This is a genomic window from Sandaracinobacteroides hominis (assembly GCF_016464365.1).
In the GTDB taxonomy this organism is placed as follows: Bacteria; Pseudomonadota; Alphaproteobacteria; order Sphingomonadales; family Sphingomonadaceae; genus Sandaracinobacteroides; species Sandaracinobacteroides hominis.
Map to the genome: position 1 here is coordinate 250314 of NZ_JADCUC010000004.1, position 23304 is coordinate 273617.

18 protein-coding genes and 1 tRNA gene are annotated in these 23304 nt (G+C 64.0%); 15 read left to right on the forward strand and 4 right to left on the reverse strand.

Annotated features, from left to right (window positions below):
- Positions 1-5: 5 nt before the first annotated feature.
- The 6 genes from trbJ to IM784_RS10645 are packed head-to-tail and all read left to right on the forward strand — an operon-like array spanning position 6 to position 5108.
- Positions 6-719 carry a P-type conjugative transfer protein TrbJ gene (gene trbJ, locus IM784_RS10620; RefSeq protein ID WP_199555298.1) on the forward strand — a complete coding sequence of 238 codons (714 nt, stop codon included), beginning with the start codon at positions 6-8 and terminating at the stop codon, positions 717-719.
- Between the two features lie 31 nt (positions 720-750).
- Entirely contained in the window at positions 751-2052 is a 1302-nt protein-coding gene (gene trbL, locus IM784_RS10625; RefSeq protein WP_199555299.1) for a P-type conjugative transfer protein TrbL, read from the forward strand.
- Between the two features lie 2 nt (positions 2053-2054).
- The gene (trbF, locus tag IM784_RS10630) at positions 2055-2813 is read left to right on the forward strand and encodes a conjugal transfer protein TrbF (RefSeq protein ID WP_199555300.1); all 759 of its coding nucleotides are present in this window, start codon (positions 2055-2057) and stop codon (positions 2811-2813) included.
- A complete protein-coding gene (gene trbG, locus IM784_RS10635; RefSeq protein WP_199555301.1) occupies positions 2810-3661 on the forward strand; it encodes a P-type conjugative transfer protein TrbG in 852 nt (283 codons plus the stop codon). Before trbF ends, trbG begins: the two co-directional genes overlap by 4 nt.
- Positions 3658-4902 (forward strand): TrbI/VirB10 family protein, encoded by a 1245-nt coding sequence (locus IM784_RS10640; protein ID WP_199555302.1) that lies wholly within the window; start codon positions 3658-3660, stop codon positions 4900-4902. The genes trbG and IM784_RS10640 overlap by 4 nt, the downstream gene beginning before the upstream one ends.
- The gene (locus IM784_RS10645) at positions 4890-5108 is read left to right on the forward strand and encodes a DUF2274 domain-containing protein (RefSeq protein ID WP_199555303.1); all 219 of its coding nucleotides are present in this window, start codon (positions 4890-4892) and stop codon (positions 5106-5108) included. Before IM784_RS10640 ends, IM784_RS10645 begins: the two co-directional genes overlap by 13 nt.
- A 300-nt stretch (positions 5109-5408) precedes the next feature.
- Here the strand turns inward: IM784_RS10645 and istB are convergent, their stop codons facing one another.
- A complete protein-coding gene (istB, locus tag IM784_RS10650; protein ID WP_199555304.1) occupies positions 5409-6188 on the reverse strand; it encodes an IS21-like element helper ATPase IstB in 780 nt (259 codons plus the stop codon).
- A complete protein-coding gene (istA, locus tag IM784_RS10655) occupies positions 6178-7704 on the reverse strand; it encodes an IS21 family transposase (RefSeq protein WP_199555444.1) in 1527 nt (508 codons plus the stop codon). The genes istB and istA overlap by 11 nt, the downstream gene beginning before the upstream one ends.
- Positions 7705-8082: 378 nt before the next feature.
- Between istA and IM784_RS10665 the strand changes: the two genes are divergently transcribed.
- From IM784_RS10665 to IM784_RS10680, 4 genes are all read left to right on the forward strand, one after another.
- Complete coding sequence (locus tag IM784_RS10665; RefSeq protein WP_199555306.1) at positions 8083-9426, forward strand: DNA cytosine methyltransferase; 1344 nt, start codon at positions 8083-8085, stop codon at positions 9424-9426.
- Between the two features lie 114 nt (positions 9427-9540).
- On the forward strand, positions 9541-11142 hold the full coding sequence (locus IM784_RS10670) for an AAA family ATPase (protein WP_199555307.1): 1602 nt from the start codon (positions 9541-9543) through the stop codon (positions 11140-11142).
- Positions 11139-12410: a hypothetical protein gene (locus IM784_RS10675; RefSeq protein WP_199555308.1), complete on the forward strand. Its 1272-nt coding sequence runs from the start codon at positions 11139-11141 to the stop codon at positions 12408-12410. The genes IM784_RS10670 and IM784_RS10675 overlap by 4 nt, the downstream gene beginning before the upstream one ends.
- A 375-nt stretch (positions 12411-12785) precedes the next feature.
- On the forward strand, positions 12786-12995 hold the full coding sequence (locus IM784_RS10680; protein WP_199555309.1) for a helix-turn-helix transcriptional regulator: 210 nt from the start codon (positions 12786-12788) through the stop codon (positions 12993-12995).
- Between the two features lie 75 nt (positions 12996-13070).
- Here the strand turns inward: IM784_RS10680 and IM784_RS10685 are convergent, their stop codons facing one another.
- Together IM784_RS10685 and IM784_RS10690 are read right to left on the reverse strand one after the other, a co-directional pair.
- A complete protein-coding gene (locus tag IM784_RS10685) occupies positions 13071-14288 on the reverse strand; it encodes a tyrosine-type recombinase/integrase (RefSeq protein WP_199555310.1) in 1218 nt (405 codons plus the stop codon).
- Between the two features lie 163 nt (positions 14289-14451).
- Positions 14452-14538, reverse strand: a tRNA-Leu gene (locus IM784_RS10690).
- 135 nt (positions 14539-14673) lie between these two features.
- Between IM784_RS10690 and IM784_RS10695 the strand changes: the two genes are divergently transcribed.
- From IM784_RS10695 to gltB, 5 genes are all read left to right on the forward strand, one after another.
- On the forward strand, positions 14674-15654 hold the full coding sequence (locus tag IM784_RS10695; RefSeq protein ID WP_199555311.1) for a complex I NDUFA9 subunit family protein: 981 nt from the start codon (positions 14674-14676) through the stop codon (positions 15652-15654).
- Positions 15655-15657: 3 nt separating this feature from the next.
- The gene (locus IM784_RS10700; protein ID WP_199555312.1) at positions 15658-16464 is read left to right on the forward strand and encodes an undecaprenyl-diphosphate phosphatase; all 807 of its coding nucleotides are present in this window, start codon (positions 15658-15660) and stop codon (positions 16462-16464) included.
- 154 nt (positions 16465-16618) lie between these two features.
- Positions 16619-18133, forward strand: a complete 1515-nt coding sequence (locus IM784_RS10705; protein ID WP_328799510.1) for an NAD(P)-dependent oxidoreductase — start codon at positions 16619-16621, stop codon at positions 18131-18133.
- Positions 18133-18705, forward strand: coding sequence for a DUF2059 domain-containing protein (locus IM784_RS10710; RefSeq protein WP_199555313.1), 573 nt, complete (start codon positions 18133-18135; stop codon positions 18703-18705). Before IM784_RS10705 ends, IM784_RS10710 begins: the two co-directional genes overlap by 1 nt.
- A gap of 21 nt (positions 18706-18726) precedes the next feature.
- Positions 18727-23298 (forward strand): glutamate synthase large subunit, encoded by a 4572-nt coding sequence (gltB, locus tag IM784_RS10715; protein ID WP_199555314.1) that lies wholly within the window; start codon positions 18727-18729, stop codon positions 23296-23298.
- The last annotated feature ends 6 nt before the right edge of the window (positions 23299-23304 follow it).

A 23304-nucleotide genomic window follows, 5' to 3' on the forward strand; every position in this document is an offset into this window, starting at 1 on the left:
TTGAGATGCCGAACCATGTTTCGCGCGGCCTTGCCGCTGCTGTTCTGTTCGCCACCTTATCGGCCACGCCCGCACAGGCAATCGTCGTGTTCGATCCCACCAACTACAGCCAGAACGTGCTGACGGCGGCGCGCACGCTGCAGCAGATCAACAACCAGGTGAAGTCGCTGCAGAACGAGGCGCAGACCCTCCTCAATCAGGCGAAGAACCTCAGCAAGGTCGGTTTCCCCGAGATCGGGGCCATCACCACCCGGCTGCAGCAGATCGACCAGCTGATGGCGAAAGCGGAAGGCATCGAGTTCCGCATCGACAAGCTCGACGCCCAGTTCGCGAAGCTCTTCCCGAACGACTTCAAGTCGGCGCTCAAGCTCGACGAGCAGGTGCTCGCAGCCCGGACCCGCCTCGACACCGAGCTCGCCGCCTATCGCCACAGCATGACGGTGCAGGCCAATGTCATCGAGAATGTGCAGGCCGACATGGCGGTGCTCAATGATCTGTCGGCTCGCAGCCAGGGCGCCGAGGGCGCGCTGCAGGTGGGGCAGGCGACCAACCAGCTGCTGGCCTTCTCCACCAAGCAGCAGCTGCAGATCCAGAGCCTGCTAGCCGCCCACTACCGCGCCGAAGCTTTCGAACAGGCCCGGCGTCTGCAGGCCGAGGCCGACGCCCGCGCGGCGGTTGTGAAGTTTCTGGGAACAGGCGAGGCCTACACCCCGAAATAGCCCCTCGACCTGGCCCTCGCAGGACAGCCCCATGCAAGACCTGAGCGTCATCGACGGATTTCTGGCTGACTTTATCCAGTATATCGACAGCGGCTTCGGCCTGCTGGGGCCGGACGTCGCCTTCCTGACCACCGTCCTCATCGGCATCGACATCACGCTCGCCGGTCTCTTCTGGGCGATGGGCGGCGAAGACAATGTGATCGGCCGCTTCCTGCGCAAGATTCTCTTCGTCGGCGCTTTCGCCTTCATCCTGAACAGCTTCGCGCTGCTGGCCGACATTGTCTTCCATTCGTTCGCGGCCGCCGGCCTCACCGCAGGCGGCGGCATGATCACCGCAGACGACCTCCTGAAACCCGGCAAGCTCGCCGGCACCGGCTTCGCTGCCGCCTGGCCGCTTCTCGATCAGGTCGCCCAGCTGATGGGGTTCACGACCTTCTTCGACAATTTCCTGACCATCGCCGTGCTGCTCTTCGCCTGGGCGATCGTCATTGCCGCCTTCTTCATCCTCGCCGTCCAGATGTTCGTCACCATTCTCGAGTTCAAGCTGACCGCGCTTGCAGGGTTCATCCTCGTCCCCTTCGCGCTCTGGAACCGGACCAGCTTCCTCGCCGAGCGCGTGCTGGGCGCCGTCGTCTCGTCGGGTATCAAGGTGATGGTGCTCGCCGTCATCGTCGGCATCGGCTCGGGCTATTTCGCGGAGTTCACCGCCGCCATCAAAGGCCAGGAGCCCGACATCGCGCAGGCGATGAGCCTCGTTCTTGCCTCGCTCACCCTGTTCGGCCTCGGCATCTTCGGTCCTGCCCTCGCCGCCGGTCTCGTTTCGGGCGCACCGCAGCTTGGAGCAGGCGCCGCTGTCGGGACTGTAGCCGGCGCGGCCGGGCTCGCAGCCCTTGCTGGCGGCGCCACCATCGGCGCTGCGCGCCTTGCGGGCGGTGCAGCGCTCGGATCGGTCCGCGCCGGCACCACCATGGGGTCTGCGGCATCGGCTTCCTATCAACTTGGTCAAACCAACGCAGGTGCCTCAACCATCGGCGCCGGCATAGGCGGCATGGCGCAGGCCGCAGGCGGCGCAATGCGCGAGAAAGCCGCGTCCGGCCTTGGTCTTTCCGACGCTGCACGCCGGGGCCGCGATGGTGCCTGGGCAGCGATGAACGGCGGCAGAGTTGCCGCAGCCGGTGCCGAAGCTTCGGGCGATGCCGCCCCGGCCTGGGCGCAGTCGCTGCGCCGCCAGCAAGACAGCCGTCACCGGCGTCAGCTCGCCATGCACAGCCTGCAGCAGGGCGACCGCGGCGGCGCCGCCGCTTCCCCTGACATCAAAGAAAGGAACGATTGACCATGGTCTTCCGCCGCGCTGTCCAGCGATACGGACATACGCCGCTGCCCGTCACGCCCTATGCCCGCGCCGGGCAGGTCTGGGATGATCGTATCGGATCGGCCCGTGTGCAGGCGCGCAACTGGCGGCTGATGGCCTTCTGTTCGCTCGGCCTCGCGATCGGCATGGCGGGCGCCTTTGTCTGGCAGTCGCGCGAGAGCCGGGTCGTCCCCTATGTGATCGAGGTCGACCGGCTGGGCGAGCCGCGGGCGCTCAGCGAAGCCGAGAAGGCGCACCGGCCGACCGACCCGCAGATCGCCTGGCATCTCGCCGCGTTCATCGGCAACGTCCGCTCGGTCTCGATGGACCCGGTGCTGATGCGACGCGACTGGCTGTCGGCCTATGATTTCGTGACGCCGAAGGGGGCGCTGTTCATTGGTGAATATGCCCGCGCTTCCGACCCGTTCGCCCGTGTCGGCGAAGAGAGCGTATCGGTGCAGGTGACAAGCGTCGTGCGTGCCTCTGACCGCTCGTTCCAGGTCAAGTGGACGGAAAGTGTCTACGCCCGCGGCAGCCTTGCCGACACATCGCAATGGACGGCCATCCTCGCCATCGAGACGCGTGTGCCGGAAACCGCCGACACACTGCGGAAGAACCCGCTTGGCATCTATGTCGACGCCATCGCCTGGAGCCGCGAGCTTGAGCCGGCTTCCGCCCGAGCCCCGGCACCGCGCCGAAATGCCGCCAGCCAATCCCCCGCCATTGAGGAGCTTCAGCCATGATGCGCATCCCGTTTGCCGCGCCGCTTCTGTCGGCGATTCTGCTCGCGCCCGTCCACGGAGCAGCGTCCGCACCGGCTGATCCGGGCCGGGTCATCGAAGCCGCCAACCGCCAGGCGACCTATGGACCCGCTGCGCAGGATTTTGTGAACGCGGTCCACGTCTACCCATATGTGGAAGGCGCAATCTACCGGGCGGTGACGGCGCCCGAACGGGTGACGGATATTGCCCTGCAGGCGGGTGAGACGCTCGTGTCGGTTGCAAGCGGGGATACCGTGCGCTGGGTGATCGGCGATACCACCAGCGGCGCCGGCCTTTCGAAGCGCACCCATGTTCTGGTGAAGCCGGTCGGCGCGGGACTTGCGACCAACCTCGTTATCACCACCGATCGCCGCAGCTACCATGTGGCGCTCACCAGTGTGGCGCGCACCGCGATGACGGCCCTGTCCTGGACCTATCCGCAGGACGCGCTGCTGGCGGTCTCACGTCCGGTTCCGGCTGTGGAGGCTGTGACGACGCCGGCTGTGGCGCCCGGCCTTGAGGTCGAGCAGCTGAGGTTCAACTATCTGCTGTCGGGCGACAAACCGGCCTGGCGACCGCTGCGGGCGTTCGATGATGGCCGCCAGACCTATCTCGAGTTCCCGCCGACGCTTGCGGTCGGCGAGGCGCCGCCCCTGTTCCTGATCGGGGCGGATGGCGAGCCGCAACTCGTCAACTATCGCGTCCGTGGCCGCTTCTATGTGGTCGACCGAATCATCGACATCGCGGAACTCCGGCTCGGCACAAGGAAGCAGCAGATCGTGCGCATCCAGCGGGTCGGTGAAACCGTGCGTTCGCGGAGCGGGTCATGAGCGACGATCCCGATACGGTGCAGCAGGAGCTCCCGACGCCTCCGGCAAAGGAAGATCCGGAGACGCTTGCGCTCAGGGCGCAGCCACCACGGGCGATCCGGTTCCGCCGCAGCGTCATCATCGGCCTTGCGGCGGGGTCTTCGCTGGCGCTGATGGCAACGGCCTGGATTGCGCTCAGACCGCCAAAGTTCGACCTGATCTCGGGGGCGCCGGAGAAGGCGCCGCCGCCACGCCCGCCGGCCGACACGCTGCAGTCCTTGCCTGCCACCTATGAGGATGTTCCGAAGCTCGGACCGCCGCTTCCGGGTGACCTCGGCCGCCCGATCCTGGAGCATCAGCGCGCCAAGGCGATCGATATGGAAGTGGCGGAGATCGAACAGGCGGGCGGCAATACTCAGGCTGGCGCCAGTCGGCAGGCTGCTGATCGGGAGCGTCTGATTGCCGAGCGCAAAGCGGTTCGTGAGGCGGTGCTGCTGGTGCCGCTCCGTGACCGCGCGGAAACGGCGTCTCCCGGCGCAGCGCCAGAAATCCGGCGGGCTTCTCAGTGCGAGGATTCTTCGGTGCAGGAAACGAGATCCGGAGATGGAAAGGCAGGGTTTGTCGCGACCCAGGATGCGGGCGACGACATCAATGCCCATCCGCTTCTGCCAGCCGCTTCGCCCGATCTCGTTGCTGCCGGGAGTGTGATTGCCGGCAGCCTCATTACCGGGATCAACTCAGACAGTCCCGGTCTCGTCATTGCCCAAGTCACGGAACAGGTGTTCGATAGCCCGACCGGCAGGCGATTACTCATCCCGCAAGGAGCGCGGCTCATTGGTCGCTACGACCATGTCGTCGCCTTCGGCCAGCGCAGGGCCCTCATCGTCTGGCAGCGAATTCTATGGCCCGACGGCAGCTCGCTCCGGCTCGAGAATGTACCGGCAACAGACCCCTCCGGCTATGCAGGCCTTGCCGACAAGGTCGACTTCCACAGCTGGCAGCTGCTGCAGGGCGCGGTCATCTCCACGCTGCTCGGTGTCGGCAGCAATCTTACCTTCTCGGGTCAAAGCGACCTCGTCCGTGCCATCCGGGAATCCACACAGCAGAATGTTGCGCGGGCAGGCGATCAGCTGACCTCGCGCAACCTCAGCATCCAGCCGACGATTACCATCCGGCCTGGCGCCGAGGTGCGGCTTGTCGTGCACCGCGACCTCATCCTCACCCCATGGAACCAGCAGGAGGCAAGGCAATGGCCGAACTGAAACTCGCGCGGCTGCCCGACCGCACGCCGCTGAAGCTTGGTATCAATGTCATGCCTGATCTGCACCAGGATCTCGTCGACTATGCGGCACATTACGCGCGGGCCTATGGCGCCGAAGTGCAGATCGCAGAACTGATACCGGCTATGCTGGCCAGCTTCATCGAGAGCGATCGGGGATTCCTACGGTCCCGGGGACCGCGGCCATGAGCCACCTTCGTCCGGCACAAATCAACCGCAACTGCAACCGGCACCAGAATGGCGGGTGGGAGGCAGGAGCGGATTGACAGACCCGCCTCTCCAGATAGGCGGCGCCCCCGGGGCAGGAACGCTGCGCCATAGCTTTTCGAGCTAGGCGGCGGCCATGTCCGAAATGCCGCACATGGTCGGTAAGCTGCTCGGCCATAGCAGCATTCTGAGCATTACTTGTTGATTTCCGCTGAGAGTTGACCCGGGATTTTCATTGAGAAGTGACCCGGTGAAGATATGTCCCGCGATGCGGGTGATGCGTCAAGCTGGTGATTTTTCCTTTCGTGGTTTGGGCGCTGCTGCGCTGGCTCTGAACCGGAAGCTGTCGTTGCCGGTTTCCAGGATGTGGCAATGGTGTGTGAGCCGGTCGAGCAGCGCAGTGGTCATCTTGGCATCGCCGAACACATCGGCCCATTCGCTGAAGCTGAGATTGGTTGTGATGACGACGCTGGTGCGCTCGTAAAGTTTGCTCAGCAGATGGAACAGCAGCGCGCCACCTGATGGGCTGAACGGCAGGTAGCCGAGCTCATCGAGGATGATGAGATCGAGGCGCAACAGCCGCTCGGCAAGCTGGCCGGCCCTGTTCGCGGCCTTTTCCTGCTCAAGCGCATTGACCAGATCCACGGTGGCGAAGAACCGCACCTTCTTGCGATGATGTTCAACGGCCTGGATACCGAGCGCGGTGGCAATGTGCGTCTTGCCCGTGCCGGGACCGCCGATCAGTACGACATTATCGGCGCCATCGACGAACTCGCCGCGGTGGAGTTGCCGGATCATGGCTTCGTTGACCTCGCTGGCGGCGAAGTCGAACCCGGCCAGGTCCTTGTAGGCAGGGAACCGGGCAGCCTTGATCTGGTAGGCGATCGATCGGACTTCTCGTTCGGCCATCTCGGCCTTGAGGAGCTGGGACAGAATCGGCACAGCCGCCTCGAAAGCGGGCGCGCCTTGCTCGATGAGATCGTCGACGGCGTGGGCCATGCCGTACATCTTCAGCGCCTTAAGCATGACGACCACGGCGGCGCTGGCGGGATCATGACGCATGGCGCAGCCCTCCATCGCGCAGGGCATCATAGCGCCCGACATTGGCGAGCGGTTCCTGGGCAAGACGAAGCGCCTGGGGCGCATCGATCGGAGAAGCCGGAGGAGCCTTGCCGTCGATCAGGCGGTGCAGGACGTTGAGGACATGAGTCTTGGTGGCAACGCCGGCTTCCAACGCCAGTTCGACCGCGCACAGCACGGCCTGTTCGTCGTGCTGGAGAACAAGGGCGAGGATCTCGGCCATCTCCCTGTCTCCGCCCGGGCGGCGTAGGAGCTGGCTTTGAAGCTGCCGGAAGGCATCAGGCATCTCGTTGAAGGGAGCACCATTGCGCAAGGCTCCGGGCTTGCGCTGGATCACCGCCAGATAATGCCGCCAGTCATAGACCGTTCGCCCGCCGTTATGATGCGATCGGTCGATGATCCGGCCATGCTCGCACAAGATCTGGCCCTCGGCGGCGATCACAATCCGATCGGGGTAAATCCGCAAGCTGACCGGACGGTTGGCGAACGATGCCGGTACGCTGTAGCGCATGCGCTCAAAGCTCACGAGACAGGTAGGTGATACCCGCTTGGTGTGTTCGACGAAGCCATCGAACGGCCGACCGGGCGGCATCAGACTGGCAACCTCGACGGCGTGGACATCGGCAACGGTGCCGGGCAGCACCCCGTGCTCGATCTGCGCCCATTGCGCGATGCATTGCGCTTCAAGCCAGGCGTTGAGCGCGTCGAGGTCGGAGAAGCTCGGCATGGGTTGCCACAACCGACGCCGCGCATCCTGGACGTTCTTCTCAACCTGCCCTTTCTCCCACCCTGACGCCTGGTTGCAGAACTCGGGCTCGAACAGATAGTGGCTCGCCATCGCCGCAAACCGCGCGTTAATCTGTCGAGCCTTGCCCGCACCGATCCGATCGACCGCAGTGCGCATGTTGTCGAAGATCCCCCGCCGAGGTACGCCGCCCAGCACGCGGAACGCTTGGGTCAGCGCGTCAAACAGCATCTCGTGGGTCTGGAGCGGATAAGCCCGAACCGCGAAGGCGCGACTGTGCGAGAGCTTGGTATGCGCCACCTGCAGCTTGGTCTGCCGGCCGCCCAGCATCGCCCAGTCCTCGCTCCAGTCGAACTGGAAAGCCTCGCCCGCAGCGAACGCCAGCGGCACGAACGTCCCCCGCCCGCTGGTCTGCGCCTCGCGCTGCCGCTCGGCCTTCCAGACCCTGACGAAGGCGGCGACACGTCCGTAAGAGCCGTCGTAGCCCAGCACCACGAGGTCGGCGTGCATCTGCTTGGCCGTGCGTCGCTGTTTGCGCGACTTGGCCACCTCGGCCCGCAGCCAGCCCGACAACTTCTCGGCAAAGGGATCGAGCTTGCTCGGCCGCTCGGGAACCTTGAAACGGGGCTCAACCGCCCCGCCACGCAGATACTTGCGGATCGTGTTGCGCGACAATCCAGTGCGACGCTCGATCTCCCGGATCGGCATCCCATCACGAAAATGCCAGCGCCGGATAACGCTCAATAAAGCCATGTCGATCACTTCGATGTCCCCCGACCTGACAGCCAGGGAGAAGGTCAGAACATGGGTCACTTCTCAGTGGAAATTATGCGCCTCCCGGGTCAACTCTCAGCGGAAATCAACACATTACTCGCTACGCGCATCTCGACGATGCAGATGTCGTGCAAACAGCACAGCGCATTGGAGATTTGATTCAATCGTTGCTCGGCGAAGTGCCCTAAGCTCCTCGTTTCGTCGCTGAAACGGGGCAAACCGTCGGCAAAGCGAAGATAGCGCTTGCGTGTGGAACAAAAGGCGAACATAGCCAGAGCTACTGATGAGCGTGACGATGTTTGGAGGTTGGCACCAGCCTCGAAGCTGTATTCCACGCCAAGGTTGGGGATGATGAGTATGACTAAAACTGGATCGGGGCAAGCAGAAGTTCTGCGACCTAAAGTTCTTGATTTGTTCTGCGGCGCAGGTGGCCTCGCAGAAGGGTTTCGTCAGGCGGGATATGAAATACTCGGCGGCGTCGATTATTTTCCGGCTGCTATCGAGACTTTTGAAGCCAACATTCCAGGAGCTGTCGGTGTACTAGGCGATCTCCGCGATCCTGACCTAGACGACTTTGAGGCTCGTTTTGCTGGGGTTGACGTTATTGTCGGAGGCCCGTCCTGCCAGGGCTTCAGCACCTCGGGCGGGCTGAGCAAATCTGACGGTCGGGATCAAAGCGACCCTCGCAACCGCCTATTCATAAATTACACGAACATCGTCGAACGGCTGCAGCCGAGCTGGATCGTCTTCGAGAATGTACCAGGTTTGCTGCTCTACGAGAACGGTAACGTCGCACTCCAGATCGTGCGGGCGTTCCGGGAGATAGGGTATGAACTGGTGCCGATGATCCTTCTGGCCGCTGACTACGGCGTGCCACAATTGCGGCGACGGCTCGTATTTGTTGGAAACCGGACCAATTCCGATATTTCGCTGCCCGCGCCCACACACGGCGATGTCAACCTTTGGAAGGGCTTTTCACTGCCCTTTGCTCATCTGTCTCGGATTGGCCATGGTAAGGAAGAGGGACTTCTGCCGCACGTAACGTTCGATGAGGCTTGCTCGGATCTTCCTCGGGTTGCAGAAGGGAAAGCGATCGACGGCAAGCCGTATGCGATCGAACCTGCGTCTCCTTACCAGATAGCGATACGCTCCGGCTCAAGCGCCGTTAGGCAGCACGCTGCGGCTGACCTGGCCACCCTTGATCGCATCGCGGCTGAAACTCTAAAGCAAGGCCAGAATTGGCGAGATCTCTCGGATGACGTTTTGCCCGATCGGTTCAAAAAGATCCGTCGCTACGATGCAACAACACTTTTGAAGCGGCTGCGCGCCGATTTGCCCGCTTACACTATCACGACCAAATTCAATGAGGCGACGACGGGGGCGTTCATTCATCCGAGGCAGGCGCGAACGATCACCTTGCGAGAGGCTGCTCGGCTGCAGTCCTTTCCGGATACTTTTATATTTTCCGGGAGCGCTGCGCAGGTGCGACAGCAAATCGGAAACGCAGTTCCTCCCCTTCTCGCCCGAGCAATAGCCGAAGCGATCCTTCCAGCAGTAGTGAAGGACGCTTTCGGAGTGGCGATCGAACCCGTAAGAGATTCGGTGGTCGTGGACCACGGCGTATCTGAGGCCGAAATCCTCAAGCTTCATGGTGCGCGGAAGAAGCCGAAAGGGCAACCGGTCGAAGCGTTAGCTGCATGAGGGGCGATGCCGTACTTTTCATCTGATCAGATCGAGCGCGGGCTGTCTCACCTCATCGAGACAGGGCATCAGTCACTCGTAAGCCTGTTGGCTATGTTGCAGTCTGAGGTTCCGATGAGCGGCGACGCTGCGCTTGCTGTGAAATTCGGGTCACAGCAGGAAAATGCTTTGCTAGAGCAGTTCTTCCGTCCGGACCTCGGACCGGACGACAAACCATTCTATGTTCCTTTCGGTGATGCCGGAGGCAAGACGCGCTGGCATGATACTAGCTATGCAGGCAGCAGCCTCCAGCGTCAGCGTAAAGATCGCTCCGCGATCTTCGCGCAGCCGCCTGGCGACAAGAAGAGGTGGTTTCTCCGGCCGGACTATGTCGCTCAAATCGTCGCAAGCGCCAACACGGCCGGTAAGGCGTCAATATCTCTTCCGGCGTTAGCAGCATGGTTATTGCGACGGGCCGAAATCACCGATCTACAGGATGCGACGCAAAAGGCGGTCGCTGCTCTTAAACTCGACAGGGATAACCTTATCGGCGACGGTGCAGTCTTCACGGAAAGTGATGTTGCCAAGGTCGGTGAACTGCCATTCGCCGATGAACCGATCGAACCCGAGGCGCTGCTAGAGCTGCTAGGGAAGTTTTCGCCGCCGCCGAAATCGAAGGCGGATGCAACCGACAGCGAGGAGGCGAATAGCGCTTCCGGCATCCTGCACGAAGTTATAGCGCCGGGCAGCTGGGAGCTCGGAGAAGGCGACCTCGACGATTTCGCCGGTCTGCAGGGCGTGAGAGAGCCGGTGATGAGGGCGATCTCTGCGCTTCATTCCGGTATGCACATCATCTTTACCGGGCCTCCAGGCACAGGGAAGACGAGCTTGGCAGAAGCGGTCTGTAAACTTGCAGGTTTCCCATTTTGGACAGTTCCTGCAACGGACCAATGGACGACGTTCGAGACCATTGGAGGATATTTCCCCGTGCCTGCGGAAGGTTCGTCTGAGGACCGTCTCGATTTCCTCCCGGGCGCCGTCGTTGCAGCGATCGAACAACAACGCTGTCTGATTATCGATGAGATTAATCGCGCCGACATCGACAAGGCCTTCGGCGAATTGTTCACGCTGCTGACGGGCAAGTCCGTGACGCTTCCTTACCGTCGCCGGTCGGAACTCGGCTTTCGACGCGTACGCTTGCAAACCAATCCCGGCTTGGTTGAGGCTGACATTGATGCGATCCAGGTGCCGCACTGGTGGCGCTTGATAGGCGCTATGAACGATGCCGATAAGGCAAGCCTCAAGCGGCTATCGCTGGCTTTCATCCGTCGTTTCGCTTTCATTCCGATCGACTTGCCGGAGTTCAACACTTACGTCGCGATCCTGAAACGGGAGTTGGAATTGGCCGATGAGCCGATTCGTGCTCGTCTCACCGAGTTAGAGACATGCCTTCTCGCATTGTTCCCAGATCGAACGGCGGGCTTGGGATCGATCGGATTGCCATTAGGGCCGGGCATTCCGCTCACGATGATCCGGCACGGGGTCTCCGAAGCAGTCTCTTGGCCTCACCGGACCGGTGGGGAGATCGTCAGGTCTGCAATCGAATCCTATCTGATCCCGCAATTCCAGGGTCGACCGGACAAGCATTCGGAGATTCTTTCAGTTCTCTCCGAACATGTCGCGGATTCTGATGGACTGGCTTCCGTTCTAGGTGTTTGGACGGGCGTTTCGACGTGACAGCCGATCGCGCCACATGGCGTGATTTCATCTGCGCTCCAGACCATCCTTACAGGCATCTTGCTAGTCTCGGCGCATCGGTCAGAGGAGCTAATTCGGATTCGCTCGACTTGGCCGGTCTCGACGATTTTTTGCACAAGCTGCGAGGCGAGCACGACGTCACATTGCTAGCCGACATGGTGGACCTTGTGTCCGGGCCATATGTGTCATTCGTCGCGGACCAGCTCCTTCGGCTGCTCGACGCCTTGGCGAATGAGATGGAAAGTCGAGATGAAATCGTCGGCCCCGGTCTACGAGGAAATCCGCGGTGGGATAGAACAGTGGTTGCTCGGATGGCCGGTGTTCTGCCGGTCGGCCGGTATTATTCTCGCACCGCTCACAGGTCTTTCGAGCTGCCCGAGAACCAGCTTCTAAGGTGGCTCATCGATGAGCTTCTCACTTCGGTTCGGAATCTTACGCGGCGTTCGGCTAGCGCGACACCGCATACTTCGCTGGTGACGATCCTCAAGCATTGCGAGGAAGCTGTCGGCCACCATTGGCTCTCGCAGCTATCGGTTCCTGCTTATCTGAGTCCGAACATGATCGAGGCGGCAAACCGCAGCCGCCGACCTGAGTATCGTGTCGCTGCAGAACTGGCAGAGGCTAGGGCCCGCCTCAAGAGTCCATCCGAAGATGCTCGGTGGTTCGCCACGTTGATGCTCCTTGCGGTAGGTTGGCTTGAGCCGGTGTCGGATGACGACATGTTCGAACTATATGCTTTGACGCTGGTCGTTGACGTGATTGCTCAAGAGCTGGGCTTCGGCGAGCCTGAGGAATATGGTCTCGTCTCATCCAGTAGGGGCCATGTGGCGGCGTTCCGAAATAGCGCCGGTAAGCTGCGCGTAATTTTCGACCAAAGCCCGTCCGGTAAGCTGCGAGCCAAGGACAGATATCGGAATATCGTTGCCGGGCATCACGGAGTTACGGGTAATGCTCGCCGTCCCGACATTTCGATCATCTACGAGGGACCGCAGGTACAGCGTTTCGTTGTCGTCGAGGCCAAAAGAACGGCGAATGAACGTTACATCAGCGACAGCATCTACAAGTTATTCGGCTACCTTTACGATTTCGCAGCGCTTTGGACTGACGACCACCCCAATCCGAGGTCGATACTTCTCGTCCCGGACGGCGTCAGCCGCGCTTCCGATCATACCTTTGTGGAAGCCGCCATCGTCTCCGGCAGCGACAGAGCGGGCCTTGCAGCGGCTCTCCGGTCCGCCATTCTCTAGGGCGTGCGTCCATCCTATCGGCGGTGAGGTCGATCACCTTATTTCTAGAAAATCGATGTCGTCTAGTCTCCGCCGGAGCCGCAGACTTCCACCATTTAATCCGCGAAAATGATCTCTTCGAGATCAAGCGAAAAATGGGATATTCCGATGCAATCCGAGCGCACGGGAAGTCAAATGGCGGCCCGGCGACATCACCTTTGAGCTCGGCAGTTTGCAGCGCGGAGAACACCTGAGCCCCGTCCGTCATCCTGCTGAAGGCGCTGTTGGGTGCTCAGCGACGCTTGTGGGGTCAGAACGGACCTCGTTCTATTGCGCGCGCACGGAGCATCTCCAATCCTCAAACCACCAGATCAATGCAGCAGCAATGAGGCTCCCATGTCCCCCGATACGCCCGACCGCATTCTGCGTCTCCCCACCGTGCTCCAGCTCACCGGACTCTGCCGTTCGACGCTGTACCGCAAGGTTGATGCGGGGAAGTTCCCTCGCCAGATCCGTATCGCCGAGCGCTGCGTCGGGTGGCGCGAGTCCGCGATCAGGGACTGGATGCGCAACCCGATGTTCTATGACGTTGGCGATCACCAATAATCTGCGGATCTCGCCTCACGGACGAGCTTCACCGATCCCGATTCGGTCGATCGACAATGCCTGTCGGCGGGGGCCCTAGGCAGCTCGCTTTCTGGCACGCTCCGCAGCCACCGCCCGCAAGCTGTCCAGCTCGTCAGACCATGCCTGCATCATAGTGACCCGCTCAGCCCAGTATTCCCCGCGGGCATAGATGCGTCGCACGGAGTTTGCGTCTACGTGCGCAAGCTGACGCTCAATGGCGTCCGGGTTCCACTTGCCGGATTCGTTGAGCAGCGTGCAGGCCATTGCTCGAAAGCCGTGGGTCGTCATTCGGCTGCCTCCATAGCCCAGCCGCTGAAGGGCGAGGTTCAGAGTATTCTCGCACATCGGCCGATTGCGCTTGCCCTGACACGGAAACACGTAGCGCTGGTCTCCGCTCAGCGGCCTGATCTCTTCGAGGATTGCGACTGCCTGCCGGGACAGTGGAACACTGTGCGGGCGGCGCATCTTCATCTTCTCCGCCTGGATGATCCAGACACGCTGCTCGAGGTCGATCTCCGACCACTCGGCTTGCCGAAGCTCTCCCGGCCGGGCGAAGAGGTGAGGCGCCAGCCGAAGCGCGATATGGGTCACGCGATAGCCATCGAACCGATCGATTGCGCACATCAGGTCGCCCACTTCATCCGGCCTCGTGATGGCCGCTAGATGCTTCACCTTGGGTGTGGTCAGCGCTCCGCGCAAATCTGCGGTCACGTCACGCTCCGCCCGTGCGGTGGCGACGGCATAGCGAAACACCTGTCCGCAGGTTCCGCGTAGCCGGCGGGCGGTTTCATGCAGCCCTCTCGCTTCGACCTTGCGCAGAACTTCATAGACCTCGTGGGCGGTAATCCGGTTGATCGGCCGGCTGCCGAGCTGAGGGTAGGCAAAGGCCAGCATCCAGCGCTTCTTGCTGAGCGTCACCTCGGCGCGACCCTCCCGCGCGCTCTTCGCCACCCATTCCTCGGCGACGACCTTGAACGTGACCTGTTCCGCGAGAAGCGCCGCTCGCTTCTCCTCTCGCGCCACGGTTGCAGGGTTCGTTCCGCTCGCCAGCACCTTCTTGGCAGCATCTCGCTTGGCCCGTGCCTCTGAAAGGCTGACGGCTGGGAAAACTCCCAGTGCCATGGTTTGCTGTCTGCCGGCCCAGCGGAAGGCATAGCGCCAGTAGCGTTGGCCCGTCGGTTGCACGTGCACCTGGAGACCGCCAGAATCACTGACCTTGTAGGCGCGATCCCTGGGCTTGAGAGAGCGAACTTCCACCGCGGTGAGGGCCATGTTGGTATCTCCCGTTGTTGGTATCAGGAAGTACCAACATTTGGGCCAACTTTGGGTTGAAACGGCATGGCACAAGGTGGGTCTTCCTTGGCATCTTATGCCAGAAAACCCTTGTTTTTTCAATGCTTGGGGGATGCTTTGGCACCCCGTGAAAAGGGGTACCTGGTGCCCAGAAGAGGACTCGAACCTCCACGACCTTGCGATCGCCAGCACCTGAAGCTGGTGCGTCTACCAATTCCGCCATCTGGGCACGGGGTAGGCGGGCGTCGTTATGAGGGCGTCCGCAGCTTGTCAACGTGTAGTTGACTCTTTGGCATAAATTCCGCGCCGAAGTGGGCCGTTGGCCGCATTGTCAATCACCGGCCGCAGCGGCTAGAGGCGGTGCATGCCAAACCCCTCTTTTCCCCCGCTGTCCGGCCTTTCCGGCCCGGGCCTCGTCGCCATCGTCGGCGGCGCCGGCTTCATCGGCTCCGCCCTGACCGAGGCGTTTGCCGCCGCCGGCTGGCGCGTCCGCATCGTCTGCCGCAACCCGGCACACGCCATGCACCTGAAGCCGCTGGGCGATCTCGGCCAGATCGGCGCCGCCCGCGCCGATATCCGCAGTCCCCGCACGCTGCTGCCGGCGCTGGCCGGGGCAGACGCCGCCATCAACCTCGTCGGCATCCTCGACGAAAAGGGCGGCCAGGGCTTCTCCGAAATCCACGCCCGCGGCGCCGAAGCCGTTGCCCGCGCAGCGGCGCATGTCTCGGCCCGCGCCCTGATCCACCTCTCGGCGATCGGCGCAGACCCCAACAGCCCCTCCGCCTACGGCAAGTCCAAGGCCGCCGGCGAATCGGCCGTGCGCTCTGCCTTCCCCAACGCCGCCATCGTCCGCTCCAGCCTGGTGTTTGGCCCGGAGGACAGCTTCACCAACCGCTTCGCCGGCCTCCTCGCCGCTTCCCCCGCGGTGCCGGTGATCGCGCCAGACACCCGCTTCCAGCCGGTGTTCGTCGTCGATCTCGCCAACGCCATCCTCGCCATCACCCAGCGCCTCCTGGCCGGTGAACTGGGCCGCATCTGGGAAATCGGCGGCCCCGAAATCCTCACCATGCGCAGCATCCTCGAATCGATCGCCGCCGCCTCCGGCCTCGATACGCCGCTGCTGGATACACCCGACATCGGCGCCCGCCTGCTCGCCGGCCTGGATTTCCTGCCGGGCGCCCCCCTCACCCGGGACCAGTATCTGATGCTGAAGCGCGACAATATCGCCAGCCCCGACGCCCCCGGCCTCGCCGATCTCGGCATAGAGCCGACGCCGCTGGCCGGCGTCGCCCCGCAATGGCTCTCGCGCCACCGCCCCGGCGGCCGCTTTGCAGCCCGCGGCTAGGCCATGGATCTCACCGCAATCGTCCACGCCCTGATCCTGGGACTGGTCGAGGGGCTGACCGAGTTCATCCCCGTCTCGTCGACCGGCCACCTGATCCTCGCCTCCGAGCTGCTGGGCTTCACCGGCGAAGGCTCGGTCGCCTTCAAGATCGCGATCCAGCTCGGCGCCATCCTCGCCGTGCTCGTCGCCTATCGGCAGCGCTTCACCGGCATCGCCACCGGCCTTCTCGCCCGCGATCCCGGCGCCATCGCCTTCACCCGCAACATCGTCCTCGGCTTCCTGCCGGCGATGGTGGTCGGCGTCTTTGCCTATTCCGCCATCCGCCAGCTGATCGAAAGCCCGTTGACGGTCGCCATCGCCCTCATCCTCGGCGGCATCGCCATCCTGGTCATCGAACGCATGATCAAGCCGCGCGCCGAAACAAGCGTGGAAGCGATGCCGGCGCCGACCGCTGCAAAGATCGGCGTCGTCCAGTGTCTTGCCATGATCCCCGGCGTCTCCCGCTCCGGCGCCACCATCATGGGCGGCCTGCTGATGGGCCTCGACCGCAAGACCGCCGCCGAGTTCAGCTTCTTCCTCGCCGTCCCCACGATGGCCGCCGCCACCGTCTATGCGCTCTACAAGGAGCGCGAATTCCTCCATGCCGACGATCTCGGCCTCATCGCCATCGGCTTCGTCACCGCCTTTGTCTCGGCGCTGCTCGTCGTGCGCTGGCTGGTGGGCTTCGTCGCCCGCCACGGCTTCGCACCCTTTGCCTGGTATCGCATCGCGCTGGGCGGCATCGCCCTGATCTGGCTTCTCAGTCGATAGTCCCGCATCGGAACTAAATTCTGCCCAAACCGACGCTGCGAACCATTTGCAACAAGGTGCGACAATAAAACAGGTCAGTATTGCTTACCTATCTACTCGCCAAGCCTGAAATCCCCTGCTAAGGCGCCTCCCGACTCATGACTCGGGGGTTTCCGTGGCCGACACGCGCATGCTCAGTTTCACCCACAAGTCGCAGGCCTATCCGGCCAAGCGCAACCCGGCCGACCGCGCCGGCGACTTCCAGGAAATCTCCCCCAGCTTCCTGCTCGCCAAGGCAGAGGAACAGGCCTCGCGCTGCTCGCAATGCGGCGTTCCCTTCTGCCAGGTCCACTGCCCGCTGCAGAACCACATCCCCGATTGGCTGAAGCTCGCCGCCGAGGGCCGCCTCAGGGAAGCCTATGAGCTTTCCAACTCCACCTCCACCATGCCCGAGATCTGCGGCCGCATCTGCCCGCAGGATCGCCTGTGCGAAGGCAATTGCGTCATCGAGCAGTCCGGCCACGGCTCGGTCACCATCGGCTCGGTGGAAAAGTTCATCACCGACACCGCCTGGAAGGAAGGCTGGGTCGAACCGCTCACCCCGGTCGCCGATCGCAGCACCCAGTCGGTCGGAATCATCGGCGCCGGTCCGGCGGGCCTCACCGCGGCCGAACTGTTGCGCGTGCGCGGCTACGACGTGCACGTCTATGATCGCCACGACCGCGCCGGCGGCCTCCTCACCTACGGCATCCCCGGCTTCAAGCTGGAAAAGCCCATTGTCACCCGCCGGGTCGAGCGGCTGCAGGCGGGCGGCATCCACTTCCACCTGGGCGTCGAAATCGGCGGCAGCGGGGAAGGCGACCTCAGCTTCGACACCCTGCGCCAGCGCCACCAGGCCATCCTCATCGCCACCGGCGTCTACAAGCCGCGCCCGCTCGGCCTCGACGGCAGCGGGCATCGGGGCGTGGTGAAGGCGCTCGACTATCTGATCGCTTCCAACCGCAAGGGCTTCGGCGATGCCGTCCCCGCCTTCGATTCCGGGGCGCTCAGCGCCGAGGGCAGGAATGTCGTCGTCATCGGCGGCGGCGACACGGCGATGGACTGCGTCCGCACCGCCGTCCGCCAGGGGGCGGCATCCGTCACCTGCATGTACCGCCGCGACCGCGCCAACATGCCCGGCTCCGCCCGCGAAGTCGCCAACGCCGAGGAAGAGGGCGTGGTCTTCGAATGGCTGGCCGGCCCCACCGCCTTCACAGCAGACAGCGAAGGCCATGTCCGGCAGGTGCAGGCCGCCCGGATGCGCCTCGGCCTTCCCGACGCCAGCGGCCGCCGCGCGCCGGAACCCGATCCGGGTCAGGAATTCACCCTTCCGGCCGATCTCGTCATCGAGGCGCTCGGCTTTGATCCCGAAGACCTGCAATCCGCCTTTCAGGCCCCCGACCTCGCTGTCACCCGCTGGGGCACCGTCCGCGCCGAAAACCAGCGGCTTTCCACCAGCATTCCCGGGGTTTTCGCCGCAGGAGACATCGTGCGCGGCGCAAGTCTCGTCGTATGGGCTATCCGGGAAGGCCGCGACGTGGCAGCAGCCATGCACGCCTGGCTGAAGTCCGAGGCCGCCCAGCAGGGCGCCGCGGCACCGCTATCAGGCGCTGTTGAAACCGGCCGATCGGCCGAACGGGAGCTTGCCTGATGCTTCGCCACTCTTTTGTTTCCGGCGCGATTGCCGCCACCGCAATCGCCATTTCCGCACCGGCCATCGCGCAGGACGCGACTGCGCTCGCCACCCAGGTGGTGGATCTGATGAGCCCGCCCGCGCAGGCCAAGGCGCAGCTCGATGCGCAGATGAAGGAAGTCCGCAACGGCAACGCCATCCGCGCCCAGCTCAGCCAGGCCCCGCGCTTCAAGCAGGAAGCGGCGAAGAACCAGCCCGCCTTCAACTCGGCCATCGCCCGCATCGGCGCCATGCAGGCCGACGCGCTCGGGCCGATCCGTGCGGAAATGCTGGCAGCAAGCCGGCAGGAAGCCATCGCCGCCTATGCCAGCACCTTCAACGTCGGCGAGCTGAACGACCTCATCGCCTTCTACAAGTCGCCCACCGGGCAGAAGATGCTGGCGAGCCAGGGGCAGATCAACATGCAGGTCTCCAAGGCGATGGCGACGAAATTCGCCCCCCGCGTGCAGGCCGCCGAAAAGGCCGTCGCCCCCAAGATCGAGGCCGAGCTGAAGAAGCTCTTCCCGCCACAAGCCCCACCCGCGAAGTAGCCCAGACCGGAAGCCGCCCAGATGCACCAGCACCAATCCCCCCTTCATTGGGCCAACATCCCCGACAGCCACGACGGCGAGCGCCAGCGCCTCGCCGACATCGGCATGTACCGCCCCGCCATGGAATCCGATGCCTGCGGCGTCGGCATGGTGGCCTCGGTCGACGGCAAGCCGAGCCGTCGTGTGGTAGAGGCGGGGATCGAGGCGCTGAAGGCGGTCTGGCACCGGGGCGCGGTGGATGCCGACGGCAAGACCGGCGACGGCGCCGGCATCCACCTCGACCTTCCGGTCAACTTCTTCCTGGAGCATGTCGATCGCGCCGGGCAGGCGCCGCGCGCCAACCTGCTCGCCGTCGGCATGATCTTCCTGCCGCGCACCGATCTCGCCGCGCAGGAGTCCTGCCGCGCCATCGTCGAAAGCGAGATCATCGCCTTCGGTCACTTCATCTATGGCTGGCGGCAGGTGCCCGTCGATGTCTCGGTCATCGGCGAAAAGGCCGCGCGCCTGCGCCCCGAGATCGAGCAGATCATGATCGCCGGCCCGGCCGACACCTCCCGGGCTGCACACGAAGCCTTCGAAAAGCAGCTCTACATCCTGCGCCGCCGCATCGAGCGCAAGGTGATCGAGGCGCAGATCCAGGGCTTCTACATCTGCTCGCTGTCGTGCCGCTCCATCGTCTACAAGGGCCTCTTCCTCGCCGAGAGCCTGTCGGTCTTCTACCCGGACCTCACCGACAAGCGCTTCGAGAGCCGCGTCGCCATCTATCACCAGCGCTATTCCACCAACACCTTCCCGCAATGGTGGCTGGCGCAGCCATTCCGCTGCCTCGCCCACAACGGTGAAATCAACACCATCCGCGGCAACAGCAACTGGATGAAGAGCCACGAGATCAAGATGGCGGCGACCGCCTTCGGAGACCACTCCGAAGACATCAAGCCGCTGATCCCCGCCGGCTCCTCCGATACCGCAGCGCTGGATGCCGTGTTCGAGGCCATCGTCCGCTCCGGCCGCGATGCCCCCACCGCGAAAACCATGCTCGTCCCCGAAGCCTGGGCGAAAGACGCCGACATGCCCCCGGCGCACAAGAGCATGTACGCCTATTTCGCCTCCGTGATGGAGCCGTGGGACGGCCCCGCCGCGCTCGCCATGACCGACGGCCGCTGGGCCGTCGCCGGCCTCGACCGCAACGCGCTGAGGCCCATGCGCACCACGCTCACCGCAGACGGCCTGCTCGTCGTCGGCTCCGAGGCCGGCATGGTCTTCCTCGACGAGCAGCAGATCGTCTCCAAGGGCCGCCTCGGGCCGGGCGAAATGATCGGCATCGACCTCGCCGAAGGCCGCCTGTTCCGCGACCGCGAGCTGAAGGACGCCATCTCCGGCGCCCACCCCTATGAGGAATGGGTCGGCGACTTCATCCAGATCGACGATCTGCCCGTGCCGCCCGCCGTGCAGCAGCCGTCGGGCAAGACGCTGCGCCAGCTGCAGCTCGCCGCCGGCCACAGCATGGAAGACATGGAGCTGATCCTCGCGCCGATGGTGGACGACGCCAAGGAAGCGGTCGGCTCGATGGGCGACGACACCCCGCTCGCCGTCATTTCGGGCAACTCGCGCTCGATGAGCCACTTCTTCCGCCAGAACTTCAGCCAGGTCACCAACCCGCCGATCGACTCCTTGCGCGAATCCCGCGTGATGAGCCTCAAGACCCGCTTCGGCAACCACGGCAACATCCTCGATTCCGAGGATCGCCAGCGCGGTGTCATGGTGCTGGAAAGCCCGCTGCTTTCCTCGGCAGACTGGCTCCGCCTGCAGGCACATTTCGCCGGCGCCGCCGCCGAGATCGACTGTACCTTCGAATATGCCGAAGGCGCCGAGGGCCTGCGCGCCGCCATCACCCGCATCCGCGCCGAAGCCGAAGAGGCCGTCCGCTCCGGCAAGTCGCAGCTCTTCCTCACCGACGAGCACCAGTCCGCCAGCCGCTGCGCCGTCACCATGATCCTCGCCGCCGCCGGCGTGCACACCCACCTCGTCCGCAAGGGCCTTCGCACCTTCGCCTCGATCAACGTCCGCTCGGCCGAGTGCCTCGACACCCATTATGTCGCCGTCCTCGTCGGCGCCGGCGCCACCACGGTAAACCCCTGGCTGGCAGAGGCCGCCATCGCCGACCGGCAGGCGCGCAACCTGTTCGGCGCCCGCAGCTTCGAGGACTGCTTCGCCCGCTACCGCAAGGCGGTGGACGATGGCCTGCTCAAGATCATGTCGAAGATGGGGATCGCCGTCATCTCCAGCTATCGCGGCGGCTACAACTTCGAAGCCGTCGGCCTGTCGCGCGCCATCGTCGCCGATTTCTTCCCCGGCATGCCGTCGCGCATCTCCGGCGAAGGCTACAAGTCGCTGTTCCAGTCCGCCTCCGAACGGCACGAACGCGCCTTCGACCCGGACAATCAGATGGGGGCCGCCACCGCACTCCCCGTCGGCGGCCTCTACCGCTACCGCTTCGGCGGCGAGCCGCACGCGTGGGACGCCGCCCTCATCCACACCTTGCAAGAGGCCGTCTCCAACGACAGCTACAGCCAGTACAAGAAGTTCTCCGAAGGCGTCCGCAAGCTGCCGCCGGTCTATCTGCGCGACCTGCTGGAGTTCAACTATGCGGCAGCGCCGCTGCCCCTCGATGCCGTCGAGAGCATTTCGGAGATCCGCAAGCGCTTCGTGACGCCCGGCATGTCGCTCGGCGCCCTCAGCCCCGAAGCGCACGAGACGCTGGCCATCGCCATGAACCGCATCGGCGCCAAGGCCGTCAGCGGCGAAGGCGGCGAAGACAGCATCCGCTACAAGCCCTACGCCAATGGCGACAACGCCAACTCCACGATCAAGCAGATCGCCAGCGGCCGCTTCGGCGTGACGGCCGAGTATCTCAACGCCTGCACCGAAGTCGAAATCAAGGTCGCACAGGGTGCAAAGCCCGGCGAAGGCGGCCAGCTCCCCGGCTTCAAGGTGACCGAGATGATCGCCCGCCTCCGGCACTCCACGCCCGGCGTCACCCTCATCTCGCCGCCGCCGCACCACGACATCTACTCGATCGAGGATCTCGCCCAGCTCATCTACGACCTGAAGCAGATCAACCCCATCGCCAAGGTCTGCGTGAAGCTCGTCTCCTCGGCCGGCATCGGCACGGTGGCGGCAGGCGTCGCCAAGGCCCATGCAGACGCCATCCTCGTCGCCGGCAATGTCGGCGGCACCGGCGCCTCCCCGCAGACCAGCATCAAGTTCGCCGGCACGCCGTGGGAAATGGGCCTCTCCGAAGTCAACCAGGTCCTCACCCTCAATGGCCTCCGGCAAAAGGTGAAGCTGCGCACCGACGGCGGCCTGAAGACCGGCCGCGACGTCGTCATCGCCGCCATCCTCGGCGCCGAGGAATATGGCATCGGCACCATGAGCCTCGTCGCCATGGGCTGCATCATGGTACGCCAGTGCCACTCCAACACCTGCCCGGTCGGCGTCTGCACGCAGGATTCCGCGCTGCGCGAAAAGTTCACCGGCTCACCCGAAAAGGTCATCAACCTGATGAGCTTCGTCGCCGAGGAAGTCCGCGACCTGCTCGCCCGCCTCGGCGTCCGCTCGCTCGATGAAGTGATCGGCCGCACCGAGCTGCTCCGCCAGGTCAGCCGCGGCGCCGAGCATCTCGACGACCTCGACCTGAACCCGATTCTCGCCAAGGTCGACGCGCCCGACCATATGCGCAAGTCCGCCCCCGGCGCCCCGCGCAACGAAGTCCCCGACAGCCTCGACGCGGAAATCCTGCGCGATGCCGCCGCCGTCTTCTCGCACGGCGAAAAGATGCAGCTCACCTACTCGGTCCGCAACACGCACCGGGCGGTCGGCACGCGGCTCTCGGGCGTCATCACCCGCCAATATGGGATGAACGGCCTGCAACCCGGCCATGTCCATGTCCGCCTGCGCGGCTCGGCCGGCCAGTCGCTCGGCGCCTTCGCCGTGCAGGGCGTCCGCCTCGAAGTCTTCGGCGATTCCAACGACTATGTCGGCAAGGGCCTCTCCGGCGCGACGATCTCCGTCCGCCCGATGGTCTCCTCGCCGCTCGTCACGCAGGAAAACGCCATCATCGGCAACACCTGCCTCTATGGCGCCACCTCCGGCGAACTGTTCGCCGCAGGCCAGGCCGGCGAACGCTTCGCCGTCCGCAACTCAGGCGCCACCACCGTGATCGAGGGCTGCGGCGCCAACGGCTGCGAGTATATGACCGGCGGCACCGCCGTCATCCTCGGCCCCGTGGGCGACAATTTCGGCGCCGGGATGACCGGCGGCATGGCCTTCATCCACGACCCGGAGGACCGCTTCAGCGCCAAGGTGAACCCGGAATCGGTCGTCTGGCAACGCTTCGGCTCGGCGCATTGGGAAGCCCGCTGCCGCGACCTCATAGAGCGCCACGTCGAACTCACCGGCAGCGTCTGGGCGCAATCCCTGCTCGAAGACTGGGCCCGCACCCGCACCCGGATCTGGCAGGTCTGCCCGAAGGAGATGGTCAACCGCATCAGCCACCCCCTGAACGACGAAGCCACACTGGAAGCAGCGGAATAGCCCGAC

Coding starts and splice junctions, on each gene's coding strand:
- trbJ (WP_199555298.1), top strand. CDS start 6: ATGCCGAACCATGTTTCGCGCGGCCTTGCCGCTGCTGTTCTGTTCGCC.
- trbL (WP_199555299.1), top strand. CDS start 751: ATGCAAGACCTGAGCGTCATCGACGGATTTCTGGCTGACTTTATCCAG.
- trbF (WP_199555300.1), top strand. CDS start 2,055: ATGGTCTTCCGCCGCGCTGTCCAGCGATACGGACATACGCCGCTGCCC.
- trbG (WP_199555301.1), top strand. CDS start 2,810: ATGATGCGCATCCCGTTTGCCGCGCCGCTTCTGTCGGCGATTCTGCTC.
- IM784_RS10640 (WP_199555302.1), top strand. CDS start 3,658: ATGAGCGACGATCCCGATACGGTGCAGCAGGAGCTCCCGACGCCTCCG.
- IM784_RS10645 (WP_199555303.1), top strand. CDS start 4,890: ATGGCCGAACTGAAACTCGCGCGGCTGCCCGACCGCACGCCGCTGAAG.
- istB (WP_199555304.1), bottom strand. CDS start 6,188: ATGCGTCATGATCCCGCCAGCGCCGCCGTGGTCGTCATGCTTAAGGCG.
- istA (WP_199555444.1), bottom strand. CDS start 7,704: ATGGCTTTATTGAGCGTTATCCGGCGCTGGCATTTTCGTGATGGGATG.
- IM784_RS10665 (WP_199555306.1), top strand. CDS start 8,083: ATGACTAAAACTGGATCGGGGCAAGCAGAAGTTCTGCGACCTAAAGTT.
- IM784_RS10670 (WP_199555307.1), top strand. CDS start 9,541: ATGAGCGGCGACGCTGCGCTTGCTGTGAAATTCGGGTCACAGCAGGAA.
- IM784_RS10680 (WP_199555309.1), top strand. CDS start 12,786: ATGTCCCCCGATACGCCCGACCGCATTCTGCGTCTCCCCACCGTGCTC.
- IM784_RS10685 (WP_199555310.1), bottom strand. CDS start 14,288: ATGGCCCTCACCGCGGTGGAAGTTCGCTCTCTCAAGCCCAGGGATCGC.
- IM784_RS10695 (WP_199555311.1), top strand. CDS start 14,674: ATGCCAAACCCCTCTTTTCCCCCGCTGTCCGGCCTTTCCGGCCCGGGC.
- IM784_RS10700 (WP_199555312.1), top strand. CDS start 15,658: ATGGATCTCACCGCAATCGTCCACGCCCTGATCCTGGGACTGGTCGAG.
- IM784_RS10710 (WP_199555313.1), top strand. CDS start 18,133: ATGCTTCGCCACTCTTTTGTTTCCGGCGCGATTGCCGCCACCGCAATC.
- gltB (WP_199555314.1), top strand. CDS start 18,727: ATGCACCAGCACCAATCCCCCCTTCATTGGGCCAACATCCCCGACAGC.